General features: G+C 34.4%; 12 protein-coding genes. 9 read left to right on the top strand and 3 right to left on the bottom strand.

Going from position 1 to position 20,523, the window contains the following annotated elements:
• Window positions 1-586: 586 nt before the first annotated feature.
• Window positions 587-1,975, bottom strand: coding sequence for a phosphoglucosamine mutase (gene glmM / locus ACFO3N_RS04410; RefSeq protein ID WP_379795505.1), 1,389 nt, complete (start codon window positions 1,973-1,975; stop codon window positions 587-589).
• A 206-nt stretch (window positions 1,976-2,181) separates the two neighbouring features.
• On the opposite strand from glmM, the gene ACFO3N_RS04405 reads away from it, so the two are divergent.
• The 8 genes from ACFO3N_RS04405 to ACFO3N_RS04370 all read left to right on the top strand — a co-directional run bounded on the left by ACFO3N_RS04405 (window position 2,182) and on the right by ACFO3N_RS04370 (window position 17,050).
• Window positions 2,182-2,766 carry an acyl carrier protein phosphodiesterase gene (locus ACFO3N_RS04405; protein ID WP_379795503.1) on the top strand — a complete coding sequence of 195 codons (585 nt, stop codon included), beginning with the start codon at window positions 2,182-2,184 and terminating at the stop codon, window positions 2,764-2,766.
• A 22-nt stretch (window positions 2,767-2,788) separates the two neighbouring features.
• Window positions 2,789-4,477 carry a gamma-glutamyltransferase gene (ggt, locus tag ACFO3N_RS04400; RefSeq protein WP_379795501.1) on the top strand — a complete coding sequence of 563 codons (1,689 nt, stop codon included), beginning with the start codon at window positions 2,789-2,791 and terminating at the stop codon, window positions 4,475-4,477.
• A 74-nt stretch (window positions 4,478-4,551) separates the two neighbouring features.
• Complete coding sequence (locus tag ACFO3N_RS04395) at window positions 4,552-6,336, top strand: chloride channel protein (RefSeq protein WP_250836674.1); 1,785 nt, start codon at window positions 4,552-4,554, stop codon at window positions 6,334-6,336.
• 63 nt (window positions 6,337-6,399) lie between these two features.
• Entirely contained in the window at window positions 6,400-7,353 is a 954-nt protein-coding gene (locus ACFO3N_RS04390; RefSeq protein ID WP_379795499.1) for a Fic family protein, read from the top strand.
• A gap of 100 nt (window positions 7,354-7,453) precedes the next feature.
• A complete protein-coding gene (gene uvrA, locus ACFO3N_RS04385) occupies window positions 7,454-10,285 on the top strand; it encodes an excinuclease ABC subunit UvrA (protein WP_379795497.1) in 2,832 nt (943 codons plus the stop codon).
• A gap of 416 nt (window positions 10,286-10,701) precedes the next feature.
• Window positions 10,702-11,430 carry an LOG family protein gene (locus tag ACFO3N_RS04380; protein ID WP_250836677.1) on the top strand — a complete coding sequence of 243 codons (729 nt, stop codon included), beginning with the start codon at window positions 10,702-10,704 and terminating at the stop codon, window positions 11,428-11,430.
• Window positions 11,431-11,697: 267 nt separating this feature from the next.
• Window positions 11,698-14,445 carry a gluzincin family metallopeptidase gene (locus ACFO3N_RS04375; protein WP_379795793.1) on the top strand — a complete coding sequence of 916 codons (2,748 nt, stop codon included), beginning with the start codon at window positions 11,698-11,700 and terminating at the stop codon, window positions 14,443-14,445.
• 190 nt (window positions 14,446-14,635) lie between these two features.
• Window positions 14,636-17,050, top strand: coding sequence for an alpha-ketoacid dehydrogenase subunit alpha/beta (locus ACFO3N_RS04370; RefSeq protein ID WP_379795494.1), 2,415 nt, complete (start codon window positions 14,636-14,638; stop codon window positions 17,048-17,050).
• A gap of 382 nt (window positions 17,051-17,432) precedes the next feature.
• Here the strand turns inward: ACFO3N_RS04370 and kdsB are convergent, their stop codons facing one another.
• Together kdsB and ACFO3N_RS04360 are read right to left on the bottom strand one after the other, a co-directional pair.
• On the bottom strand, window positions 17,433-18,167 hold the full coding sequence (kdsB, locus tag ACFO3N_RS04365; protein ID WP_379795492.1) for a 3-deoxy-manno-octulosonate cytidylyltransferase: 735 nt from the start codon (window positions 18,165-18,167) through the stop codon (window positions 17,433-17,435).
• Between the two features lie 3 nt (window positions 18,168-18,170).
• Window positions 18,171-18,695, bottom strand: coding sequence for a hypothetical protein (locus ACFO3N_RS04360; protein WP_379795490.1), 525 nt, complete (start codon window positions 18,693-18,695; stop codon window positions 18,171-18,173).
• A gap of 113 nt (window positions 18,696-18,808) precedes the next feature.
• Between ACFO3N_RS04360 and ACFO3N_RS04355 the strand changes: the two genes are divergently transcribed.
• Window positions 18,809-20,146, top strand: a complete 1,338-nt coding sequence (locus ACFO3N_RS04355) for an outer membrane protein assembly factor BamB family protein (RefSeq protein WP_379795488.1) — start codon at window positions 18,809-18,811, stop codon at window positions 20,144-20,146.
• Window positions 20,147-20,523 lie beyond the last annotated feature (377 nt).

Here is a 20,523-nt window from a genome sequence, read left to right as displayed (position 1 = left end):
TCATTACGTTAGGAACATCTCATCGGTAGAATCAGATTGCAAATGTTATTATAATTCCATACAAATTCATTCCGTTAGGAATGTCTCGTCGGTAGTAGAACCAGATTGCAAATGATTATTATAATTCCATACAAATTCATTCCGTTAGGAACATCTCATCGGTAGAACGAGATTGCAAATGTTATTATAATTCCATACAAATTCATTCCGTTAGGAATGTCTCGTCGGTAGTAGAACCAGATTGCAAATGATTATTATAATTCCATACAAATTCATTCCGTTAGGAACATCTCATCGGTAGAACGAGATTGCAAATGATTATTATAATTCCATACAAATTCATTCCGTTAGGAATGTCTCGTCGGTAGAACCAAATTATACACAGAGGGCATCGTTCCGTAGGAACGTCTGATTAATTGGGAAATTGAATTCAATCCCATAAAATCAGGTGTCCCTACAGGACACAAATTCAAACATCACCATTTTTTTTCTACCAACGAGACCTTCCTAACGGAATGTTTTTTTTATAGAAAAAGCCTCTTTCGAAAATTTCAAAAGAGGCTTTTTTATGTAATAAACCTAAATCTTAGATTCCAGCAATTACTTTAATTTCATCAATAATTCGAAGTGCTAATTGATCTGCATCCGCTTGAGAAGGCGCTTCAGTATAAATACGAATAATTGGTTCTGTGTTTGATTTTCTTAAATGAACCCATTCTGTCGCAAAATCAATTTTCACACCATCAATTGTCGAGATATCTTCGTTTTTATATTTTTCTGTCATTTGAGATAGAATCGCATCAACATCTATTTGTGGTGTCAATTCGATTTTATTTTTACTCATGTAGTATTCTGGATAAGAAGCTCTCAAAGCAGAAACTGGCATTTTTTTGTTTGCTAAATGTGTTAAAAACAATGCAACTCCTACCAGACTATCACGTCCGTAGTGCAATTCAGGATAGATGATTCCACCATTACCTTCACCACCAATTATTGCGTTATTTTTCTTCATTAATTCAACTACATTCACCTCTCCTACTGCACTTGCTTCATAGCTTCCGCCGTGGGCTTTCGTAACATCTCTTAAAGCACGAGAAGATGACATATTAGAAACTGTATTTCCTGGAGTTTTGCTCAAAACGTAATCTGCACAAGCAACCAAAGTATATTCTTCTCCAAACATTTCTCCGTCTTCGCTAATAAAAGCCAAACGATCTACATCTGGATCTACTACGATACCAAAATCAGCTTTTTCTTTTACAACAAGCTCAGAAATATCAGTTAAATGTTCTTTTAATGGTTCTGGGTTATGAGGAAAATGTCCGTTTGGTTCGCAGTATAATTCTACAACTTCAACGCCCATTAATTTTAGCAATTTTGGAATGATGATTCCTCCAGATGAATTTACACCATCCACAACCACTTTAAATTTAGCTTCTTTAACCACTTCGATATCAACCAATGGTAAGTTTAAAACTTCATCGATATGAATATCCATATATGCATCATTAGAAATAACTTCACCTAAACTATCCACATCAGAAAAGTCGAAAGCTTCAGCTTCAGCAATTTCAAGAATTTTTGCACCATCAGCGCCGCTTAAAAATTCTCCTTTTGCATTTAACAATTTTAAAGCATTCCATTGTTTTGGATTATGAGATGCAGTTAGGATAATTCCTCCGTCAGCTTTTTCCAAAGGAACAGCCACTTCAACAGTTGGCGTTGTAGAAAGTCCAAGATCGATAACATCGATTCCTAAACCAATTAAAGTATTCACTACTAAATTATGAATCATTGGTCCAGAAATTCTCGCATCACGGCCAATTACCACAGTCAATTTATCTTTAGCAATATTGTTTTTCAAGAAAGTTCCGTACGCCGAGGCAAATTTCACTGCATCAACAGGAGTTAGATTGTCTCCCACTTTTCCTCCGATCGTTCCACGGATTCCAGAAATAGATTTTATTAGAGTCATTTTTGTGAGTTAGGGTTATTTTTTTACAAATATAAAAAAGTTACCGAGTTACTAAGGTGCTAAGTCTCTAAGAATTTAAATTTAATCTATAAGAAACTACTTATTTCTCGTTATTTTTATAACAAAATGATTTAAAAAAGTTTTTATACATTTACTAAAATAACTCAGAATCTTAGCCTCTAAGGTTCTTGGCAACTTTCAAAAAAATGAATTTCTTAGCCCACATATACCTTTCTGGAGAAAATGATCTGATTAAAATAGGGAATTTTATGGCTGACGGAATTCGCGGAAAACAATTTGAACATTTTCCCGAAGATGTGCAAAAAGGAATTTTATTGCATCGATTCATAGATACCTATACCGATTCTCACGATATTTTTAGAACCAGCACCAAACGTCTTCATGACAGATACCATCATTATGCCGGCGTAATTGTCGATATTGTTTATGATCATTTTTTGGCCAAAAACTGGACAAAATATTCAGATGAAAAATTAGAGCTTTTTGTAAAGCGATTTTATCATTCGTTACATGATAATTATGATATTTTAACCGAAAAAACACAAGGTTTAATGCCTTACATGATCGAAAGAAACTGGTTGGTAAGTTATCGTACAACCGAAGGAATCCAGCATATTTTGACGCAAATGGACAGAAGGTCGAAAAATATTTCTCAAATGCAGTTTGCTGTTGAAGAACTTATTGAGTTTTATGATGAATTTGAAGAAGAATTTACCCTTTTCTTTGAAGAAATGAGAGTAAAAGCCAAAGAAAAACTACTTTCTCTTTAGGCTCAATTTAATTTTATTACACATGAAAAAAATTACACTTTTAATAGCCCTTTTATATTTAAATAGCAGCAATGCACAAGAAGCTTTTTCGAAACCAACGGGATTGGTTGTTACAAAAGCAATGGTTGTTTCTGCTCGCGAAGAAGCTTCAAAAATTGGTGCCGACATTATGAAAAAAGGAGGAAATGCTTTTGATGCGATGGTTGGAACCGAATTGGCTCTTGCAGTAGCTTTTCCGTTTGCAGGAAATATAGGCGGCGGCGGATTTATGGTTTACAGAAAAGCAAATGGCGAAGTTGGTTCTTTGGATTATCGCGAAAAAGCGCCGCTTGCAGCCACAAAAGATATGTTTTTGGATAGCGAAGGAAATGTTATAAAAGGAAAAAGCACGCAAACGGCACTTGCCATTGGCGTTCCTGGAACTATTGCAGGTGTTTTTGCTGTACATAAAAAATACGGATCAATGCCAATCTCTAAAATTCTGGAGCCTGTAATTGCTTTAGCAGAAAGAGGTGTTGTAGTAACCAAAAAGCAAGAGAAAAGCATAAAAGATTATCATGAAAGCATTGTGAAAATTAACGGCGAGAATTCGCTTGTATCAGGCAATTTTAAAGAAAATGACACGATCAAATACTTAGCTTTAGCCAAAACTTTAAAGAGAATTCAGAAAAAAGGAAGAAATGAATTTTACAAAGGCGAAACGGCAAAAATCTTAGTCGATTATCTTCAGAAAAAAGGCGGTATTATCACGATGCAAGATTTAGCCAAATATGAAGCAAAATGGAGAAAGCCGCTTCAGTTTACTTATAAAAATTTAAAAATCATTTCAATGTCTCCTCCAAGCAGTGGCGGAATTTGTCTGGCGCAAATCTTAAAAATGCTTGAGCCTTACGATTTAGCCAAAATGGGACATAATTCTCCAGATGCCATTCAGGTAATTGTTGAAGCCGAAAGAAGAGCGTATGCAGACAGAAGTTACTTTTTAGGCGATCCAGATTTTGTAAAAATTCCGATGAAAGAATTGTTAGACGCAAACTATCTGCGCGAAAGAATGGCAAGTTTTAATCCTGAAAAAGCAACTTTATCTACCGAAATTAAAGAAGGAAAAGTAAATTATGCCGAAAGCACAGAAACCACACATTACTCTATTGTAGACCAATTTGGAAACGCAATCGCTGCTACAACCACTTTAAATGATGGCTATGGTTCTAAATATTACTGTGACGAATTAGGTTTCTTTTTGAATAATGAAATGGATGATTTTAGTGCTAAACCTGGATCTCCAAATATGTTTGGTCTGGTTGGAAATGAAGCCAACAGCATTGCACCGCAAAAACGCATGTTAAGCTCTATGACACCAACAATTGTAGAAAAAGACGGAAAGCTTTTTATGGTCGTTGGAACTCCAGGTGGTTCAACGATTATTACTTCTGTTTTGCAAACGATTTTAAATGTTTACGAATACAAATTAAGTATGCAGGAAGCGGTAAATGCTCCACGTTTTCATCATCAATGGCTACCCGATTTAATCACTTTCGAACCTAATACTTTCGAAACGAAAACTATAGACAAACTAAAAGCTAAAAGTTACATTATCAACGAAAAACCAACTCCAATTATCGGAAAAGTAGATGCCATTTTAGTTTTACCTGATAGTAGATTAGAAGGAGGAGCAGATTTTAGAGGAGACGACACAGCGGTTGGTTTTTAAAGTGATTTTTGATTTTATTTTTTTTAAACAAGATTAAAATCTAATTTTGTAAGATCGATAATTTTTAAAACATAATGATAAAAAAATATTTCAGACGACTTGAAAGTATAATTGCTTTGGCTCAATCTTTAATGACACCAAAACAATTTCTGTTTTTATCTAGTGTTTTAACCGGAATATCGTGTGCGTTTGCGGTAATTGTTCTTAAAACATTTGCTCACAGCGTTTTTTCTTTTGCAACTTACATCAACGGAATCCTAAAATTGAGCTTCATCAATAGTATTTTGCCTATTATTGGTATTACACTAACAGTTTTCGTAGTAAACAAAGTCCTTAACGGAAGTATACAAAAAGGAACTTCGCAGATACTTTATGCTGTTGCCAAAAAAGCAAGTATTATTCCGAAAAAGCAGATGTATGCCCAAATTGTGACCAGTTCGTTAACGGTTGGTCTAGGAGGTTCTGCTGGTTTAGAGAGTCCGATTGTGATTACAGGAGCTGCTTTTGGTTCTAATTTTGCCCAAAACTATAAGTTACAATATAAAGACAGAACATTGCTAATTGGCTGTGGCGTTGCAGCCGGAATTGCTGCCGCATTTAATGCACCAATTGCTGGAGTCCTTTTTGCTATTGAAGTCTTATTGGTAGATGTTAGTATTTCTGCCTTTACCCCTATTATGATTTCTGCCGCAACAGGCGCTTTGGTTTCTGCAATTGTTTTGGACGAGAGCATTTTATTAAGCTTCAAAAAACAAGAAACATTCGATTATCATAATATTCCGTTTTACGTTCTTTTAGGAGTTCTTACTGGATTGGTCGCTATTTATTACTCAAGAAATTTCCAAAAAGTAGAGCATTATTTTGCCAAACAGCAAATTAATCCATATAAAAAAGCTTTAATTGGTTCATCTTTATTAGCATTATTAATTTTTATTTTTCCAACATTATTTGGTGAAGGTTACGAAAGCATTAAAACATTATCTGATGCAGATCCTGGTCTTTTATTGGATAATACTTTGTTTGCCGATTTTAGAAATAATCCATGGGTTCTTCTTTTATTTGTTGGAGCAACAGCAATGGTTAAAGTTTTTGCTTCTGGATTAACCATTGGTAGCGGTGGTAACGGAGGAAACTTTGCCCCATCTCTATTTTTAGGATCTTATTTGGGCTATTTCTTTTCTAAGTTGGTTACGATGATTGGCTTATCTAAACTTCCTATCAGTAATTTTACAATGGTTGGAATGGCCGGAATTTTGAGCGGTTTATTTCATGCCCCTCTTACTGCAATTTTCTTAATCGCAGAAATTACTGGTGGCTACGGATTAATGATCCCGCTTATGATTGTTTCTTCAATCAGTTTTGCTATTTCTAAGCGTTACGAAAAATATTCGCTTGACGTAAAAGGATTAGCTAAAAAAGGACATGCTTTTACGAGTAATAAAGATTCTAATATTCTATCCACTTTAGAAATTGATACGATCATTCAGTGCGATTACCTAACCGTTCATCCAGATGAAAACTTAAGCAAATTGGTTGATCTTATATCGCACTCCAACCAAGTTGTTTTTGCGGTTGTGAATAATGATAAAGATTTGGTCGGAGTGGTGCATTTTAATGATATTCGAGAGATTATATTTAACTCTTACCGTGTAAAGTATACTTTCATTAGAGATGTAATGAAAGCGCCTTCTGCTACAATTTCTACACTTGACAGCATGGAAATTGTAATGCGCAAATTTGAAACCTCAAAATCTGCTTTTCTTCCTGTTCTAAGAGACGGAAAATACCACGGATTCATTTCAAAATCAATAGCGCTTGAAGCGTATCGAACAAAACTTCGTTCTATGACCATTGAGTAGCCTTAATATCGGATAAGTTAAAAATTTTTATTATCCGATAATAAGAAGTATCTTTGTAGGATTATGTTTAATATTGACCTAACATACAGAGAAGAATTTCAATCAACGTTTGATCGATTGTACCAAAAAAGGCAGGAACTGCAAAACAGCAGACCATTGCCTACTATTGCTTTGAATAAAATACGAGAAAGCCTTTCCCTAGAATGGACTTACAATTCAAACAGTATCGAAGGGAATACACTTAGTTTGAGAGAAACCCAAATGGTTATTCAAGAAGGAATTACCATTAAAGGCAAATCGCTGCGAGAACATTTTGAAACCCATAATCATGACAAAGCTATCGATTACCTCTACTCTATTGTTGATGAGAATTACAAGCTAAGAAGTATAGATATTCTCTCAATTCATGGTTTGGTGATGCGTTCTATCGAAGAAGATTTTGCTGGTAGAATTCGCAATGGAGGAGTTCGTATTTCTGGAGCCAATTTTATGCCTCCAAATGCCAATAAAGTCTCCGACTATTTAGACGAATTAATCGATTTTATCAATACAAATCCTTTAGGTTTAAACGATATAGAACTCGCCACGATCTATCATCATAAACTTGTCTGGATTCATCCTTTTTTTGACGGAAATGGGCGCACGGTTCGATTGAGTATGAATTTATTATTGATGCGATGTGGTTTTCCGCCGGCTATTATTCTTAAAAATGATAGAAAAAAATATTATGAAGCACTCAATCAGGCAAATAATGGCAATTATCAGAAACTAACCCTTTTAATGTGCCAAGCCCTCGAAAGAACACTCAATATTTATCTAGGTGCAATGCCTGGAAGCCCTTATGATTATCAATCGATTCAAAACATAGTTAGTGAACCTGATACGCCTTATGGACAAGAATATGTCAGTTTATTGGCCAGAACAGGAAAAATTGACGCTTACAAAGAAGGCCGAAATTGGTACACCACAAAAGAAGCCATAGAAAACTACATGGCAACCCGAAAAAGAAAGCGCTAGTTTATACTAGCGTTTTTTGTTACTAATTGTAACATAAAGTTTTGCTATCGAGCACTAAAAGAACAAATCAAAGTGGTAACTTTGCGTTTTGCTCAAAATTATGTTAGATAAAGACAATACTATTGAAGTTCTTGGTGCAAGAGTTCACAATCTAAAAAATATCGATATATCTATTCCGCGCGAAAAACTGGTTGTAATTACTGGTTTATCAGGTTCGGGAAAATCTTCTTTGGCTTTTGATACGATTTATGCCGAAGGACAGCGTCGTTACGTAGAAACGTTTTCTGCCTACGCGAGGCAATTTCTTGGCGGATTAGAGCGTCCAGACGTTGATAAAATCGACGGACTTTCGCCTGTAATCGCGATTGAACAAAAAACAACTAGTAAAAGTCCGCGCTCTACAGTTGGGACTATTACTGAAATTTACGATTTCTTAAGGCTTTTATACGCGCGTGGCGCAGATGCTTACAGCTACAACACTGGCGAAAAAATGGTTTCGTATTCTGATGAGCAGATTAAAGATCTGATTATTCAGGATTATAATGGAAAACGCATCAATATTCTTGCTCCAGTTATTAAAGCCAGAAAAGGTCATTATGCGGAATTATTCCAACAAATAACTAAACAAGGATTCTTGAAAGTTCGTGTAAACGGAGACGTTCAAGATTTGGTTGCGGGAATGAAATTGGATCGTTACAAAACACACGATATTGAGATTGTTGTAGACAGAATGGTGATCGAAGATAATCCAGATACACAAAAAAGATTATCTGAAAGCATTAATACTGCGATGCATCATGGCGAAGATGTCTTGATGATTTTAGATCAAGATTCTAATGAAGTGCGTTATTTCAGTAGAAATTTAATGTGTCCTTCAACAGGAATATCGTATCAGAATCCAGAACCAAATTTATTTTCGTTCAACTCTCCAAAAGGAGCTTGTCCACATTGCAACGGATTGGGAACGGTACACGAAATCAATGTTAAGAAGATTATTCCAAATCCGAAATTGTCTATAAAAGCTGGTGGTTTTGCGCCGCTTGGCGAATACAAATCTTCATGGATTTTCAAACAATTGGAAACCATTGGAGAAAAATTCGGATTTAAAATTACCGATGCCATTGAGAAAATTCCTGAAGAAGCAATGCAAATGATTTTGTATGGCGGAAAAGATAAATTTTCGATCAATTCAAAAGATCTTGGCGTTACAAGAGAATATAAAATTGACTTTGAAGGAATTTCTAATTTCATTAAAAATCAATATGACGAAAGCGCTACAACCAGCATAAAACGTTGGGCAAAAGATTTTATGGACGAAATTAACTGTCCTGTTTGCGACGGTTCACGTCTTAAAAAAGAAGCTTTATTTTTTAGAGTAAATGAAAAAAATATCACCGAATTGTGTGATATGGATATTTCAGATTTAACAGCTTGGTTTCAAGATTTAAATAGCCATTTGACAGATAAACAGCTTTTGATTGCATCTGAAGTTGTAAAAGAAATCAAAGACCGTTTGAACTTTTTAATGAATGTTGGTTTGAATTATTTGGCTTTAAGCCGAAGTTCAAAATCGCTTTCGGGCGGGGAAGCGCAGCGTATTCGTCTGGCAACACAAATTGGTTCTCAGTTGGTTGGAGTTCTTTATATTTTGGATGAACCAAGTATTGGTTTGCACCAAAGAGATAACGAAAAATTGATTCATTCTTTGGAACAATTACGCGATATAGGAAACTCGGTTATTGTGGTTGAACATGACAAGGACATGATCGAAACAGCAGATTATGTAATTGATATTGGACCAAAAGCGGGTAAATATGGAGGAGAAATCATCAGTATTGGAACTCCAAAAGAAACTTTAGCTTCGGATACTATAACCGCTCAATATTTGAATGGTAAAATGAAATTTGAGATTCCGAAGAAAAGAAGAAAAGGAAACGGCAAATTCTTAAAACTTACTGGTGCAACAGGAAACAATCTTAAAAACGTTTCGATTGAAATTCCGTTAGGGCAATTAACTTGCGTTACAGGAGTTTCAGGAAGCGGTAAATCGACTTTGATTAATGAAACGCTGTATCCGATTTTAAATGCGTATTATTTTAATGGTGTAAAAAAACCGCAGCCTTACAAAAAAATTGAAGGTTTAGAACATATTGATAAAGTAATTGATATCGACCAAAGTCCGATTGGAAGAACACCACGTTCGAATCCGGCGACCTATACAGAGGTTTTCACCGAAATTAGAAATCTGTTTACAATGACTTCTGAGAGTATGATTCGTGGTTATAAAGCAGGACGTTTTAGTTTTAACGTAAAAGGCGGACGTTGCGAAACCTGCGAAGGTTCTGGTGTAAGAACAATCGAAATGAACTTTTTACCAGACGTTTACGTAGAATGCGAAACGTGTCAGGGAAAACGTTTCAATAGAGAAACTTTAGAAATTAGATACAAAGGAAAATCTATTTCGGATGTTTTGGATATGACGGTTGATGAAGCAGTTCCGTTTTTTGAAAATATTCCGAAGATTTACAGAAAAATCAAAACCATCCAAGATGTTGGTTTGGGGTATATTACGCTTGGTCAGCAAAGCACAACGCTTTCTGGTGGTGAAGCGCAGCGTATTAAATTGGCGGGAGAATTATCTAAAAAAGATACTGGAAATACATTTTATATTCTAGACGAACCAACAACAGGTTTACACTTTGAAGACATTCGTGTTTTGATGGAAGTAATCAATAAACTGGTTGATAAAGGAAATACCATTCTTGTGATCGAACATAACATGGACGTAATTAAACTTGCCGATTATATTATTGACATTGGCCCTGAAGGCGGAAAAGGCGGCGGACAATTGGTTGCCAAAGGAACTCCAGAAGAAGTTGCTCAGAATAAAAAGAGTTATACGGCTAAGTTTTTGAAAAAAGAATTGGAGTAAGAGTAATCTTTGTCAAAGTTTAAAACTTTGACAAAGATTTAAGTCCAAAAAACTTCCTGCTTTTATACACACTATACACCTGATAATGAATCAAAAAACTGAATTTGATTATTATCGCAACATTACTTTTGGATTATAATTCCTGTTTTTTATAACAATTCTAGAAAAAAGCGTTAATTTAGTGTCCGCTTTTTCTGAAAAACTCAAGCTTTTTAAAGAAGACATCTTTCAATTAAACCAAATAGTTTATATGAAACCAACTGCCCTAGCCCTGATGGGAGCGGCATCCTTTTGTGCCGGGGTTCGGTACAAAAGATATAGCGGACAGCAGGAAATAGCTCCTAACTCCGAATATGCTCAGGATGACAATTACAGGGACAAAAACATAAATAAAATAATAAATTAAAATACCTAAAATGAGATTAGAAGATTTTGATAATGATGAAGATAAAGTAATTCAGGATCGTTTGAAACAAAGAACGTGGAATGAAATTAAAACCAATGACAGCTGGGCAATTTTTAAGATTATGTCTGAGTTTGTAAATGGCTACGAGGCAATGGGACGTATTGGTCCTTGTGTTTCTATTTTTGGATCGGCAAGAACAAAACCAGAGGATAAGTACTATGAATTGGCTGAAAAAATTGCTTATAAAATCAGTAAAGCAGGTTACGGTGTGATTACAGGAGGTGGTCCCGGAATTATGGAAGCTGGAAATAAAGGCGCGCATTTGGGCGGAGGAATTTCGGTTGGTTTAAATATCGAGCTTCCGTTTGAGCAGCATTTTAATCCGTATATTGATCATGACAAAAACCTGAATTTCGACTATTTCTTTGTGAGAAAAGTAATGTTCGTAAAATATTCTCAAGGTTTTGTGGTGATGCCAGGTGGTTTTGGAACTTTAGACGAAATGTTTGAAGCGATCACTTTGATTCAGACTAAGAAAATTGGAAAATTCCCGATTATTTTGGTTGGAGTTGAATTCTGGTCTGGCTTAATTGAATGGGTTAAAACTGTTTTGGTTGAAAAAATGCATACTGTAAGCCCAGAAGATTTGAATTTATTTAAAATTGTAGACACTGAAGACGAAGTTGTAGAGGCATTGGATAAATTCTACAAAAAGTACGATTTAAGTCCGAATTTCTAAATTTAATTTTCATGTGTGAGATTACATTTTGCTGTGAACATCATACTATTTATAGTTAAATTACGTAAATATCATAAAAATTGAAAGCTGTTTTTTTAAACAGCTTTTTTTATACTATTTTTACAAAAATCCGAAACCGCAATATGTCTGTAATTTAAGTATGTCTGATAATTTTTAAGCCACTATTTGAAAGCACTTTATAAAATTATTTGCCTCGTTTTAGCTTTATCATTTTCGATAAAACTAACTGCACAACATCAATCTAAGATGGAAGTGGCGGTAAATCTCGAACTTAAAACACTAAACATAAAACAAGATCTTACGTATCATAATACTACAAATGATACTTTGGCTTCGATTGTTTTGAACGATTGGAACAACGCTTTTGCGGATAAAAACACACCCCTTGCAAAACGTTTTTCTGATGAATTTTACAGAGGTTTTCATTTGGCAAAGGCTGCCGACAGAGGAAAAACTACAATTATAAACCTGACAGAAACTAATTTTTCGGCTTTGGAATGGGAAAGAAGCACTCAGGACCCTGACTACATTACGGTTAAGCTGAATCGCAAACTGCTTCCTAACGAAAAAATCGTTTTACATCTTAATTATATTGTAAAAATACCAAACGATAAATTCACACATTTTGGTTTTGATCAAAATGGCGGTATGGCTCTTAAAAACTGGTTTATAAGTCCTGCCCGTTTTGAAAATGGTCTTTTTGTAAAATATAACAATTTCAATCTAGATGATATTGCCAATGCAGTGAGTGATTATGACGTTGAAATTAAAATCCCAAATTCACACTCTATTACTACCGATTTAAATTCGGTTTCTAAAGATACCAGCAATCAGGGTTACAATATTTATTCTTTCTCTGGCAGAAACAGAACCGATTTCAGCCTTTATATCGAAAAACAAAATAGTTTTAGAACCTATGACAATGGTTCTCTACTGGTTGAGACCAATTTAAAAAATAAAAAAATAGACGAAATCCAGAAAGCGATTATCATTAATCGAGTGGTTTCTTATGCTGAAAAGTTTATCGGGAAATATCCGCATGAAAAAATAACCGTTTCTCAGATCGATTACGACAGAAATCCATTTTACGGGTTAAATCAGCTGCCTTCTTTTATCAGTCCATTTCAGGATGATTTCATATTTGAAATTCAGTTTTTAAAGACTTTTCTAAATAATTATCTTAAAAATAGTCTTCGCTTAGATCCTAGAAAAGACAATTGGATTTATGACGGAATCCAGATTTACGCCATGATGAAGTACATGGAAGAACATCATAAGGATGAAAAAATGCTGGGAAGACTTTCCAACATGAAGCTCTTTAAAAGCTACAATATCACGAATCTGACTTTTAACGAGCAATATAGCTATTATTATATGCTAATGGCTCGTAAAAACTTGGATCAGCCACTTGGCGATCCAAAAAACACCTTAATAAAATTTAACGAGCAAATTGCCAGTAAATATCGTGCTGGTTTGAGCTTGAGTTATTTAGATGACTATCTGAATGATGATATTGTTCCTAAAAGTGTCAAAGAATTTTACAATCTCAACCAATTCGGACAATCGAATCGTTATGATTTTGAGAAAATCTTAACCCAAAAAAGCCCAAAAGATATCGATTGGTTCTTTAAAACCATTATCGATTCTCGAGATATTATCGATTATAAATTTTCGAACGTTTCTAGAACTACAGATAGTATTACATTTTCTGTTAAAAATAAAACTGGCATCTACGCTCCTATTCCGATTTACGGAATTAAAAAGAAAGAAGTGGTATTTAAAGAATGGATTGAGCCTACTAAAAAAGACTCTGTTTATGAGTTCAGTCGTAAAAATGCAGACAAAATTGTAATTAATTACGACAATGAAGTTCCAGAATATAACCAAAGAAACAACTGGAAATCTCTAAAACATGTTTCGCTCAACCGCCCTCTTAAATTTAATTTTGCAAAAGATTTAGAAGATCCAGACTACAATCAGATTTTATACATTCCGACATTAAACTATAATTATTATGACGGTATAACGCCAGGAGTTCGTTTTCATAATAAAACCATTTTAGACAAGCCTTTTAATTTTGATATTAATCCGGCGTATTCTATAAAAGCAGGTACCGTCTCTGGTTCATCTGCTTTTTCATGGAATCAAAATTATAGAAACAGTACTTTATATAATGTTCGATATTCTATTAGCCAGAATTATTATCATTACGCGCCGGATGCAACTTATTTAAGGTTAAATCCGATGGTGCAATTTCGTATTCGAGAAAAAGATTTTAGAGATAATAGGAAACAGCTATTTTTAGCTCGTCAGGTTATTGTAAATCGTGAAGCAAGCACGTATATTACAGATAACTCAAAACCAAACTATTCTATCTTTAATGCCCGCTATTCTAATACGAAAACAGAATTAATTGATCATTTTAATTTTATGACTGATTTGCAATTTTCTAGCAGTTTTGGAAAAGCTTCTGGAGAAATTGAATACAGAAGATTATTTGAAAATAATAAAAAATTAAATTTAAGACTATACGTTGGAACTTTCTTGTACAACAAAACAAATTCAGATTATTTTAGTTTTGGCTTAGACCGTCCGACAGATTATTTATTCGATTATAATTTATTCGGAAGATCAGAAAGCACAGGTTTTTTTAGCCAGCAGTATGTTATCGCTGAAGGAGGTTTCAAATCGCAATTAGAACCAGCATACGCAAATCAATGGATGGCAACTTTAAACGCCAGTTACGCCATATGGAACTGGGTTGAGATTTACGGTGACATTGGTTTCTTAAAAAACAAGCATAAAAGTGAGTTCTTTGCTTACGATTCTGGAGTGCGTTTAAACTTGGTTCCTGATTACTTTGAACTCTATTTTCCAGTTTATTCTAATAATGGATGGGAAATATCACAACCAAAATACAATGAAAAAATACGATTTATAATCACTTTTTCGCCAAGAACGTTAGTTACTCTTTTTACCCGAAAATGGTTTTAATCAAATAAATTTTAAACAAAAACTTGCGAAATTATCAATAAAATTAAATTTCATATAAAAATAACATAAATAAAATACGTAGTTTTTAGATTTGAATACAAATAATTAAATTATATTTAGTTCAAAGAATTATGATTATTGATTGTTTTTAAGTAATTTCGCGACATAAACAACATGACCCTACAAGATTATGATAAAAGAAAAAAGCAATACTACACTGACATTTGAAGATTTCAAAACTGAGGTATTGAATGACTATAGAATTGCGGTAACAAGCCGTGAATGTAGTCTTTTAGGTCGAAAAGAAGTATTAACAGGAAAGGCTAAATTTGGAATTTTCGGTGATGGAAAAGAAGTTCCGCAACTGGCAATGGCAAAAGCTTTTAAAAACGGAGATTTCCGTTCTGGATACTATCGCGACCAAACTTTTATGATGGCTATTGGTGAATTGAATGCCAGACAGTTTTTTGCCGGTTTATACGGTCATACTGATTTAGCTTTTGATCCGATGTCTGCCGGAAGACAAATGGGCGGACACTTTGTAACGCACAGTTTAAACGAAGACGGTTCTTGGAAAGACTTAACCAAACAAAAAAATTCAAGTTCAGATATATCTCCAACAGCAGGACAAATGCCAAGATTACTTGGTTTGGCACAAGCTTCAAAAATTTACAGAGAGGTTGATGGAATAACTATTAAAGATAAATTTTCTGTTAACGGAAATGAAGTAGCCTGGGGAACTATTGGTAACGCAAGTACTTCTGAAGGTTTGTTTTTTGAAACGATAAACGCTGCTGGAGTGCTACAAGTTCCAATGGTAATGAGTGTTTGGGATGATGAATATGGAATTTCTGTTCATGCTAAACATCAGACCACTAAAGAGAATATTTCTGAAATTTTAAAAGGATATCAGCGTGATGAAGATTCTAAAGGTTATGAAATCTTTAGAGTGAAAGGCTGGGATTATGCCGAACTGGTTTCTACTTATGAAAGAGCAGGAGCCATTGCGCGTGAAGAACATATTCCAGTTTTAATTCATGTTAACGAATTAACACAGCCACAAGGTCACTCTACTTCTGGTTCTCACGAACGTTACAAAAATGCAGAGAGACTGGCTTGGGAAAGAGACTTTGACTGTATTCGTCAAATGCGCTTATGGATGATTGCAATTAATATTGCATCTCCAGAAGAATTGGCAGAAATTGATTTCGAACTAAAGAAAGAAGTTTTAGAGGCTAAAAAAGAGGCCTGGAACAACTTTATCAATCCAATTATTGAGGATCAAAAAAACCTTCTTACTTTATTAGAACAAATTGCTGATGCAAGCATTAACCATAAAGATAGGATCAAAAAATTAATTTCTGAATTAAGTGCCATTAAAGCGCCACTTAAAAAGGAATTATTAGTTTACGCTAGAAAGATTCTTCGTTTTATCGAAGTTCCAAACAGCAAAGTTCTTTTATCAAATTGGATTACAGATTTTATAGCAGAAACTCAGGAAAAATTTAGCAGTAATTTACATTCTGAATCATCTAAAAATGTATTTTCAGTACAGGAAGTTCTTCCTAAATATGCAGAAAATGCAAAAGCAGATTTAGACGGAAGAATGATTCTTCGTGATAACTTTGATGCTTTATTTGCAAAATATCCTGAAACTTTAATTTTCGGTGAAGATGTTGGAAACATTGGAGACGTAAATCAAGGTCTAGAAGGCATGCAGGAAAAATACGGAGAACTTCGTGTTGCCGATGTCGGAATTCGTGAAGCGACTATTATTGGTCAGGGAATCGGAATGGCATTGAGAGGTTTACGTCCGATTGCTGAAATTCAGTATTTAGATTATTTATTGTACGCTATTCAGATCATGAGTGATGATTTAGCTACATTACAATATAGAACTGTTGGAAAACAGAAAGCACCATTAATCATTAGAACGCGCGGACACCGTTTGGAAGGAATCTGGCATTCTGGTTCTCCAATGGGAATGATTATTAACGCTATTCGCGGAATCCACGTTTTGGTTCCTAGAGACATGACACAAGCGGCTGGTTTCTACAACACTTTGTTGGAATGTGATGAACCTGCTTTGGTTATTGAATGTTTAAACGGATATCGTTTAAAAGAAAAAACGCCACTGAATTTTGGTGAATTTAAAACGCCAATTGGAGTTGTAGAAAGGCTAAGAGAAGGTTCTGATATTACTTTAGTTTCTTACGGATCAACTTTAAGGTTGGTTATGCAAGCGGCTAATGAATTGGCAGAAAAAGGAATTGAGTGTGAAGTTATTGATGTTCAATCTTTACTTCCGTTCGATATTAACAAAGACATCGTAAAAAGTGTTGCCAAAACAAACCGTCTTTTAGTAATTGATGAAGACGTTCCTGGAGGAGCTTCAGCATTCATTTTACAGCAGATTTTAGAAGAACAAGATGCTTACAAACATTTGGATAGCAAACCACAAACTTTAGCAGCAAAAGCGCACAGACCTGCATACGGAACTGACGGCGACTATTTCTCTAAACCTTCTGCAGAAGATATTTACGAGAAAATCTACGATATGATGCACGAAGTAAATCCTTCTAAATTCCCTTCTTTATACCAGTAAAATAAGAATTTTAGATATTAAAAACGCTCCAAGAATTTGGAGCGTTTTTGTTTTTATTTGTCATCCTGAGGAACGAAGGATCACACTAGAAGCTCCGCGTAGAATGTCGCCAATCTTTGTCGGTTTACAAGTGCGATCCTTCGTTCAAGATAACAAGATTGTTTTTTATCAACTTTGTCAAAGTTTAAAACTTTGACAAAGTTCTTTACGTAATCTTTGTCGATTTACGAGTGTGATCCTTCGTTCCTCAGGATGACAAGATTGTGTATATTTACTTCGTGGGCTTCGACTTCGCTCAGCCAGACAAAAACACAAAAATCAGTTTAAATCCGCGTCTTCGCGAAAGCGAATCCGTTAAATCCGCGTTCCAAACTACGGGTAGTTAAATATCTCGCAACATTGCTCGGGCTCTTTCCAAATCCTCGGCCGTATCAATTCCAATTCCAACGTGAGTTGTTTCAACCATTTTGATGCGTTTTCCGAACTCTAAATAACGTAACTGCTCTAACTTCTCAGAAGCTTCTAAAGATTTCATTGGAAGACTGTAAAAGTCTAATAAAGCCTGTTTTCTAAAAGCATAAATTCCGATGTGCTGAAAATATCTCACACCAACATTTTTCTCTCTAGGATACGGAATTACAGATCTTGAAAAGTACAATGCAAACTGCGACTGGTCTACCACCACTTTTACATTATTCGGATTATTGATTTCGTCTTCATTTGTAATTTCACGCATTAGCGAAGCTAAATCAATCTTTTTATCTGAATCATTTTTAAAAACCGATAAAACCTGTTCTAATGGTCCAGCTTCTGTAAAAGGCTCATCACCTTGCACGTTCACTACAATATCAACATCTAGATTTGCAACGGCTTCTGCAATTCGATCACTTCCAGATTCATGTTCTTTAATGCTCATAATGGCTTTTCCTCCATTAGAAACAATTTCATCAAAAATCAGATCAGAATCGGTTACTACAAAAACATCATCGAACAATTTTGTCGAAACTGCTGCTTCGTAGGTTCTCAGAATTATTGTTTTGCCTCCCAAATCCTGCATTAATTTGGCAGGAAAACGAGTTGAAGCATATCTGGCTGGAATTACCGCTATTATTTTCATTTTTTAATTATTTATCAATTTTGAACTTATAGATAAAACTTGACCTTTTTTATCTTGCATTTTTTGAATATCACTTTCTATTGATTGTACTATCTTTTTAGGAAGCCCTTCTATAACATAATCATCCGTATAAAATTCTTTATTATAATACAGTTCCCCGCCTTCATAACTGCTGTCACTAAACGAAAAACAATCTCTTCTTCGATTTTTATACATTATTACAAATCTTCTTTCAAAGTAATACCGGCTCAATGGATACTTTTTTATTTCCACTACATTTCCTAGAAAATTTATTTTTTCAACAGTAATTATTTCTTTTTCAGAATCAATTATAAACTTTAAATTCATTGAAGCTACAAAAGCAATAGCTCCAATAATCAAACAAAATACAAACGTAAAAAGCACTCCTATTATTGAACCGCTAAATGCAAAAAATACAATTATAAGCAATGCAATAATTACAAAAAGTATAAATTCATCTTTTTTAGATGATTGATAAACTTTGACGTTTTCGTTTACTATTTCCATATCAAAACAAATATACTATACATCAAGACCTTTCTAAAATATATTTATAACATATTTCTCAAAGCATTGTATTTTAACATCTTATAAATATTTTTACTTTTATAAGAAAAACCATGAAAAGAAACTTTACTTCTCTCCTGCTCTATTTCTTTTTAATCTTTACTTCCAACACTTTTTCTCAGAACAAAACGCATGTTTTAAATGCATTTTCAAATCGCATTTTTGCTGGAAAAGATTATCAGCCCATACAAGATTTAAAATGGAAATTTAAAACGGAAGGTAAAATCTTTTCTTCTCCAATCGCACAAAACGGAACTGTTTACATTGGTAGCGAAGACGGTTATTTTTATGCTGTCGATGAAAAATCTGGAAATCCGAAATGGAAATTTAAAACGAATGGAGCCGTTCATAGTTCCGTAAGTCTTTACAATGATATTGTTTATTTTGGAAGTTTTGATGGATATTATTATGCTGTGAATACCAAAACAGGAAAAGAAATTTGGCGCTTTAAAACCAAAGGCGAACATTGGTATAGCGAAATCGGAATGTGGGGCATGAAACCAAGTGATTTACTCATGGCTGATTTGTGGGATTTTTATCTTTCAACACCTATTATTTATTTAGACAATAAATCGGCATTAGTAATTTTTGGAAGTAGTGATGGGAATCTGTATGCTGTTGATGCTAAAAAAGGAAGTTTAATCTGGAGTTTCTCCACAAAAACGGCTATACATAGCACTCCTGTTTTAGAAAAAAACACAGTGTATTTTGGCGGATGGGATGGCGTTTTTTATGCTTTGGACTGCAAAACAGGAAAAGAGAAATGGAAATTTTCTACCGAAGTTAAAACAGGTTTTACAGGAATTCAAGCTTCTGCAGCTATTTCCGACGGTATTGTTTATTTTGGTGCAAGAGATCCGTATCTATTTGCACTTGATGCCGAAACAGGAAAAGTAATCTGGAAATACAATGCCGAAAACTCTTGGATTTTGAGTTCGGCTGTTATTAAAGACAATACCGTTTATGTTGGAACATCCGATACTTACGCTTTATTGGCATTGGATGCAAAAACTGGAAAAGAAAAGTACAGATTTAAAGGCAATGGCTACGTTTATTCTTCGCCAGCAATTGCAGGAAATACGATTTATTTTGGTGATTTTTCGGGTAATTTCTTTGACTTAAACTTACTTTCTGATGGAAAAGAATCGCAGATAATTCCAACCGAAAATAGAACTAAATATGCTGCAAGTATTCTTAACAACAATCTTTTAGATTTTGGTTTCGCTGCCAAACAAGCCGATTTATCTAGTTATGCCGAAAACAAAAAGGTGATGGATGAATTTTATAAATTAGGTTCAATTGTTTCTTCTCCATTCATAAGCAATAATGTTATTTTCTACGGAAGTGCAGATGGATATCTGTATGCCTATAATTTGAGAAAAGAAAAATAATCTCTTTGCGAATCTCCGCGTAAATCTTTGTGAGTCTCTGTGTAATAATTATACCGCAAAGATTCTCAAAGGCCTCGCAGAGATTCGCAAAGATTATTACATCAGTCTTACCGAATTCATACTTAAGATCTTGCTAGTAATTTATCCGCATTAAACAGACTTAAATTGTCTGTTTAATCGGTATTCGAAAACGCCGATGAAATCGAATGTAAGTCGTTAAGCGTTGTCATTTTTATTTTTTTTCTGCCACAGATTAAAAGGATTTTCCACAGATTTTCACTCATTTTTAAGTTAAAATGGTGTGATGCTTAATTTTTGTTTCACGCAGATTTTGCAGATTGATCAGATTGTTTGATTGAGTTTTTTAAATTAATAAT

It is taken from the genome of Flavobacterium chungangensis (assembly GCF_042654045.1).
Lineage (GTDB): Bacteria > Bacteroidota > Bacteroidia > Flavobacteriales > Flavobacteriaceae > Flavobacterium > Flavobacterium chungangensis.
Note: the sequence above shows the minus strand (reverse complement) of the source record. Positions and strands in the feature narration are given on the sequence as shown.

What these genes read in the sequence shown, in the direction of transcription:
- glmM (WP_379795505.1), bottom strand. Translation starts at nt 1,975, where the DNA reads ATGACTCTAATAAAATCTATTTCTGGAATCCGTGGAACGATCGGAGGA.
- ACFO3N_RS04405 (WP_379795503.1), top strand. Translation starts at nt 2,182, where the DNA reads ATGAATTTCTTAGCCCACATATACCTTTCTGGAGAAAATGATCTGATT.
- ggt (WP_379795501.1), top strand. Translation starts at nt 2,789, where the DNA reads ATGAAAAAAATTACACTTTTAATAGCCCTTTTATATTTAAATAGCAGC.
- ACFO3N_RS04395 (WP_250836674.1), top strand. Translation starts at nt 4,552, where the DNA reads ATGATAAAAAAATATTTCAGACGACTTGAAAGTATAATTGCTTTGGCT.
- ACFO3N_RS04390 (WP_379795499.1), top strand. Translation starts at nt 6,400, where the DNA reads ATGTTTAATATTGACCTAACATACAGAGAAGAATTTCAATCAACGTTT.
- uvrA (WP_379795497.1), top strand. Translation starts at nt 7,454, where the DNA reads ATGTTAGATAAAGACAATACTATTGAAGTTCTTGGTGCAAGAGTTCAC.
- ACFO3N_RS04380 (WP_250836677.1), top strand. Translation starts at nt 10,702, where the DNA reads ATGAGATTAGAAGATTTTGATAATGATGAAGATAAAGTAATTCAGGAT.
- ACFO3N_RS04375 (WP_379795793.1), top strand. Translation starts at nt 11,698, where the DNA reads ATGGAAGTGGCGGTAAATCTCGAACTTAAAACACTAAACATAAAACAA.
- ACFO3N_RS04370 (WP_379795494.1), top strand. Translation starts at nt 14,636, where the DNA reads ATGATAAAAGAAAAAAGCAATACTACACTGACATTTGAAGATTTCAAA.
- kdsB (WP_379795492.1), bottom strand. Translation starts at nt 18,167, where the DNA reads ATGAAAATAATAGCGGTAATTCCAGCCAGATATGCTTCAACTCGTTTT.
- ACFO3N_RS04360 (WP_379795490.1), bottom strand. Translation starts at nt 18,695, where the DNA reads ATGGAAATAGTAAACGAAAACGTCAAAGTTTATCAATCATCTAAAAAA.
- ACFO3N_RS04355 (WP_379795488.1), top strand. Translation starts at nt 18,809, where the DNA reads ATGAAAAGAAACTTTACTTCTCTCCTGCTCTATTTCTTTTTAATCTTT.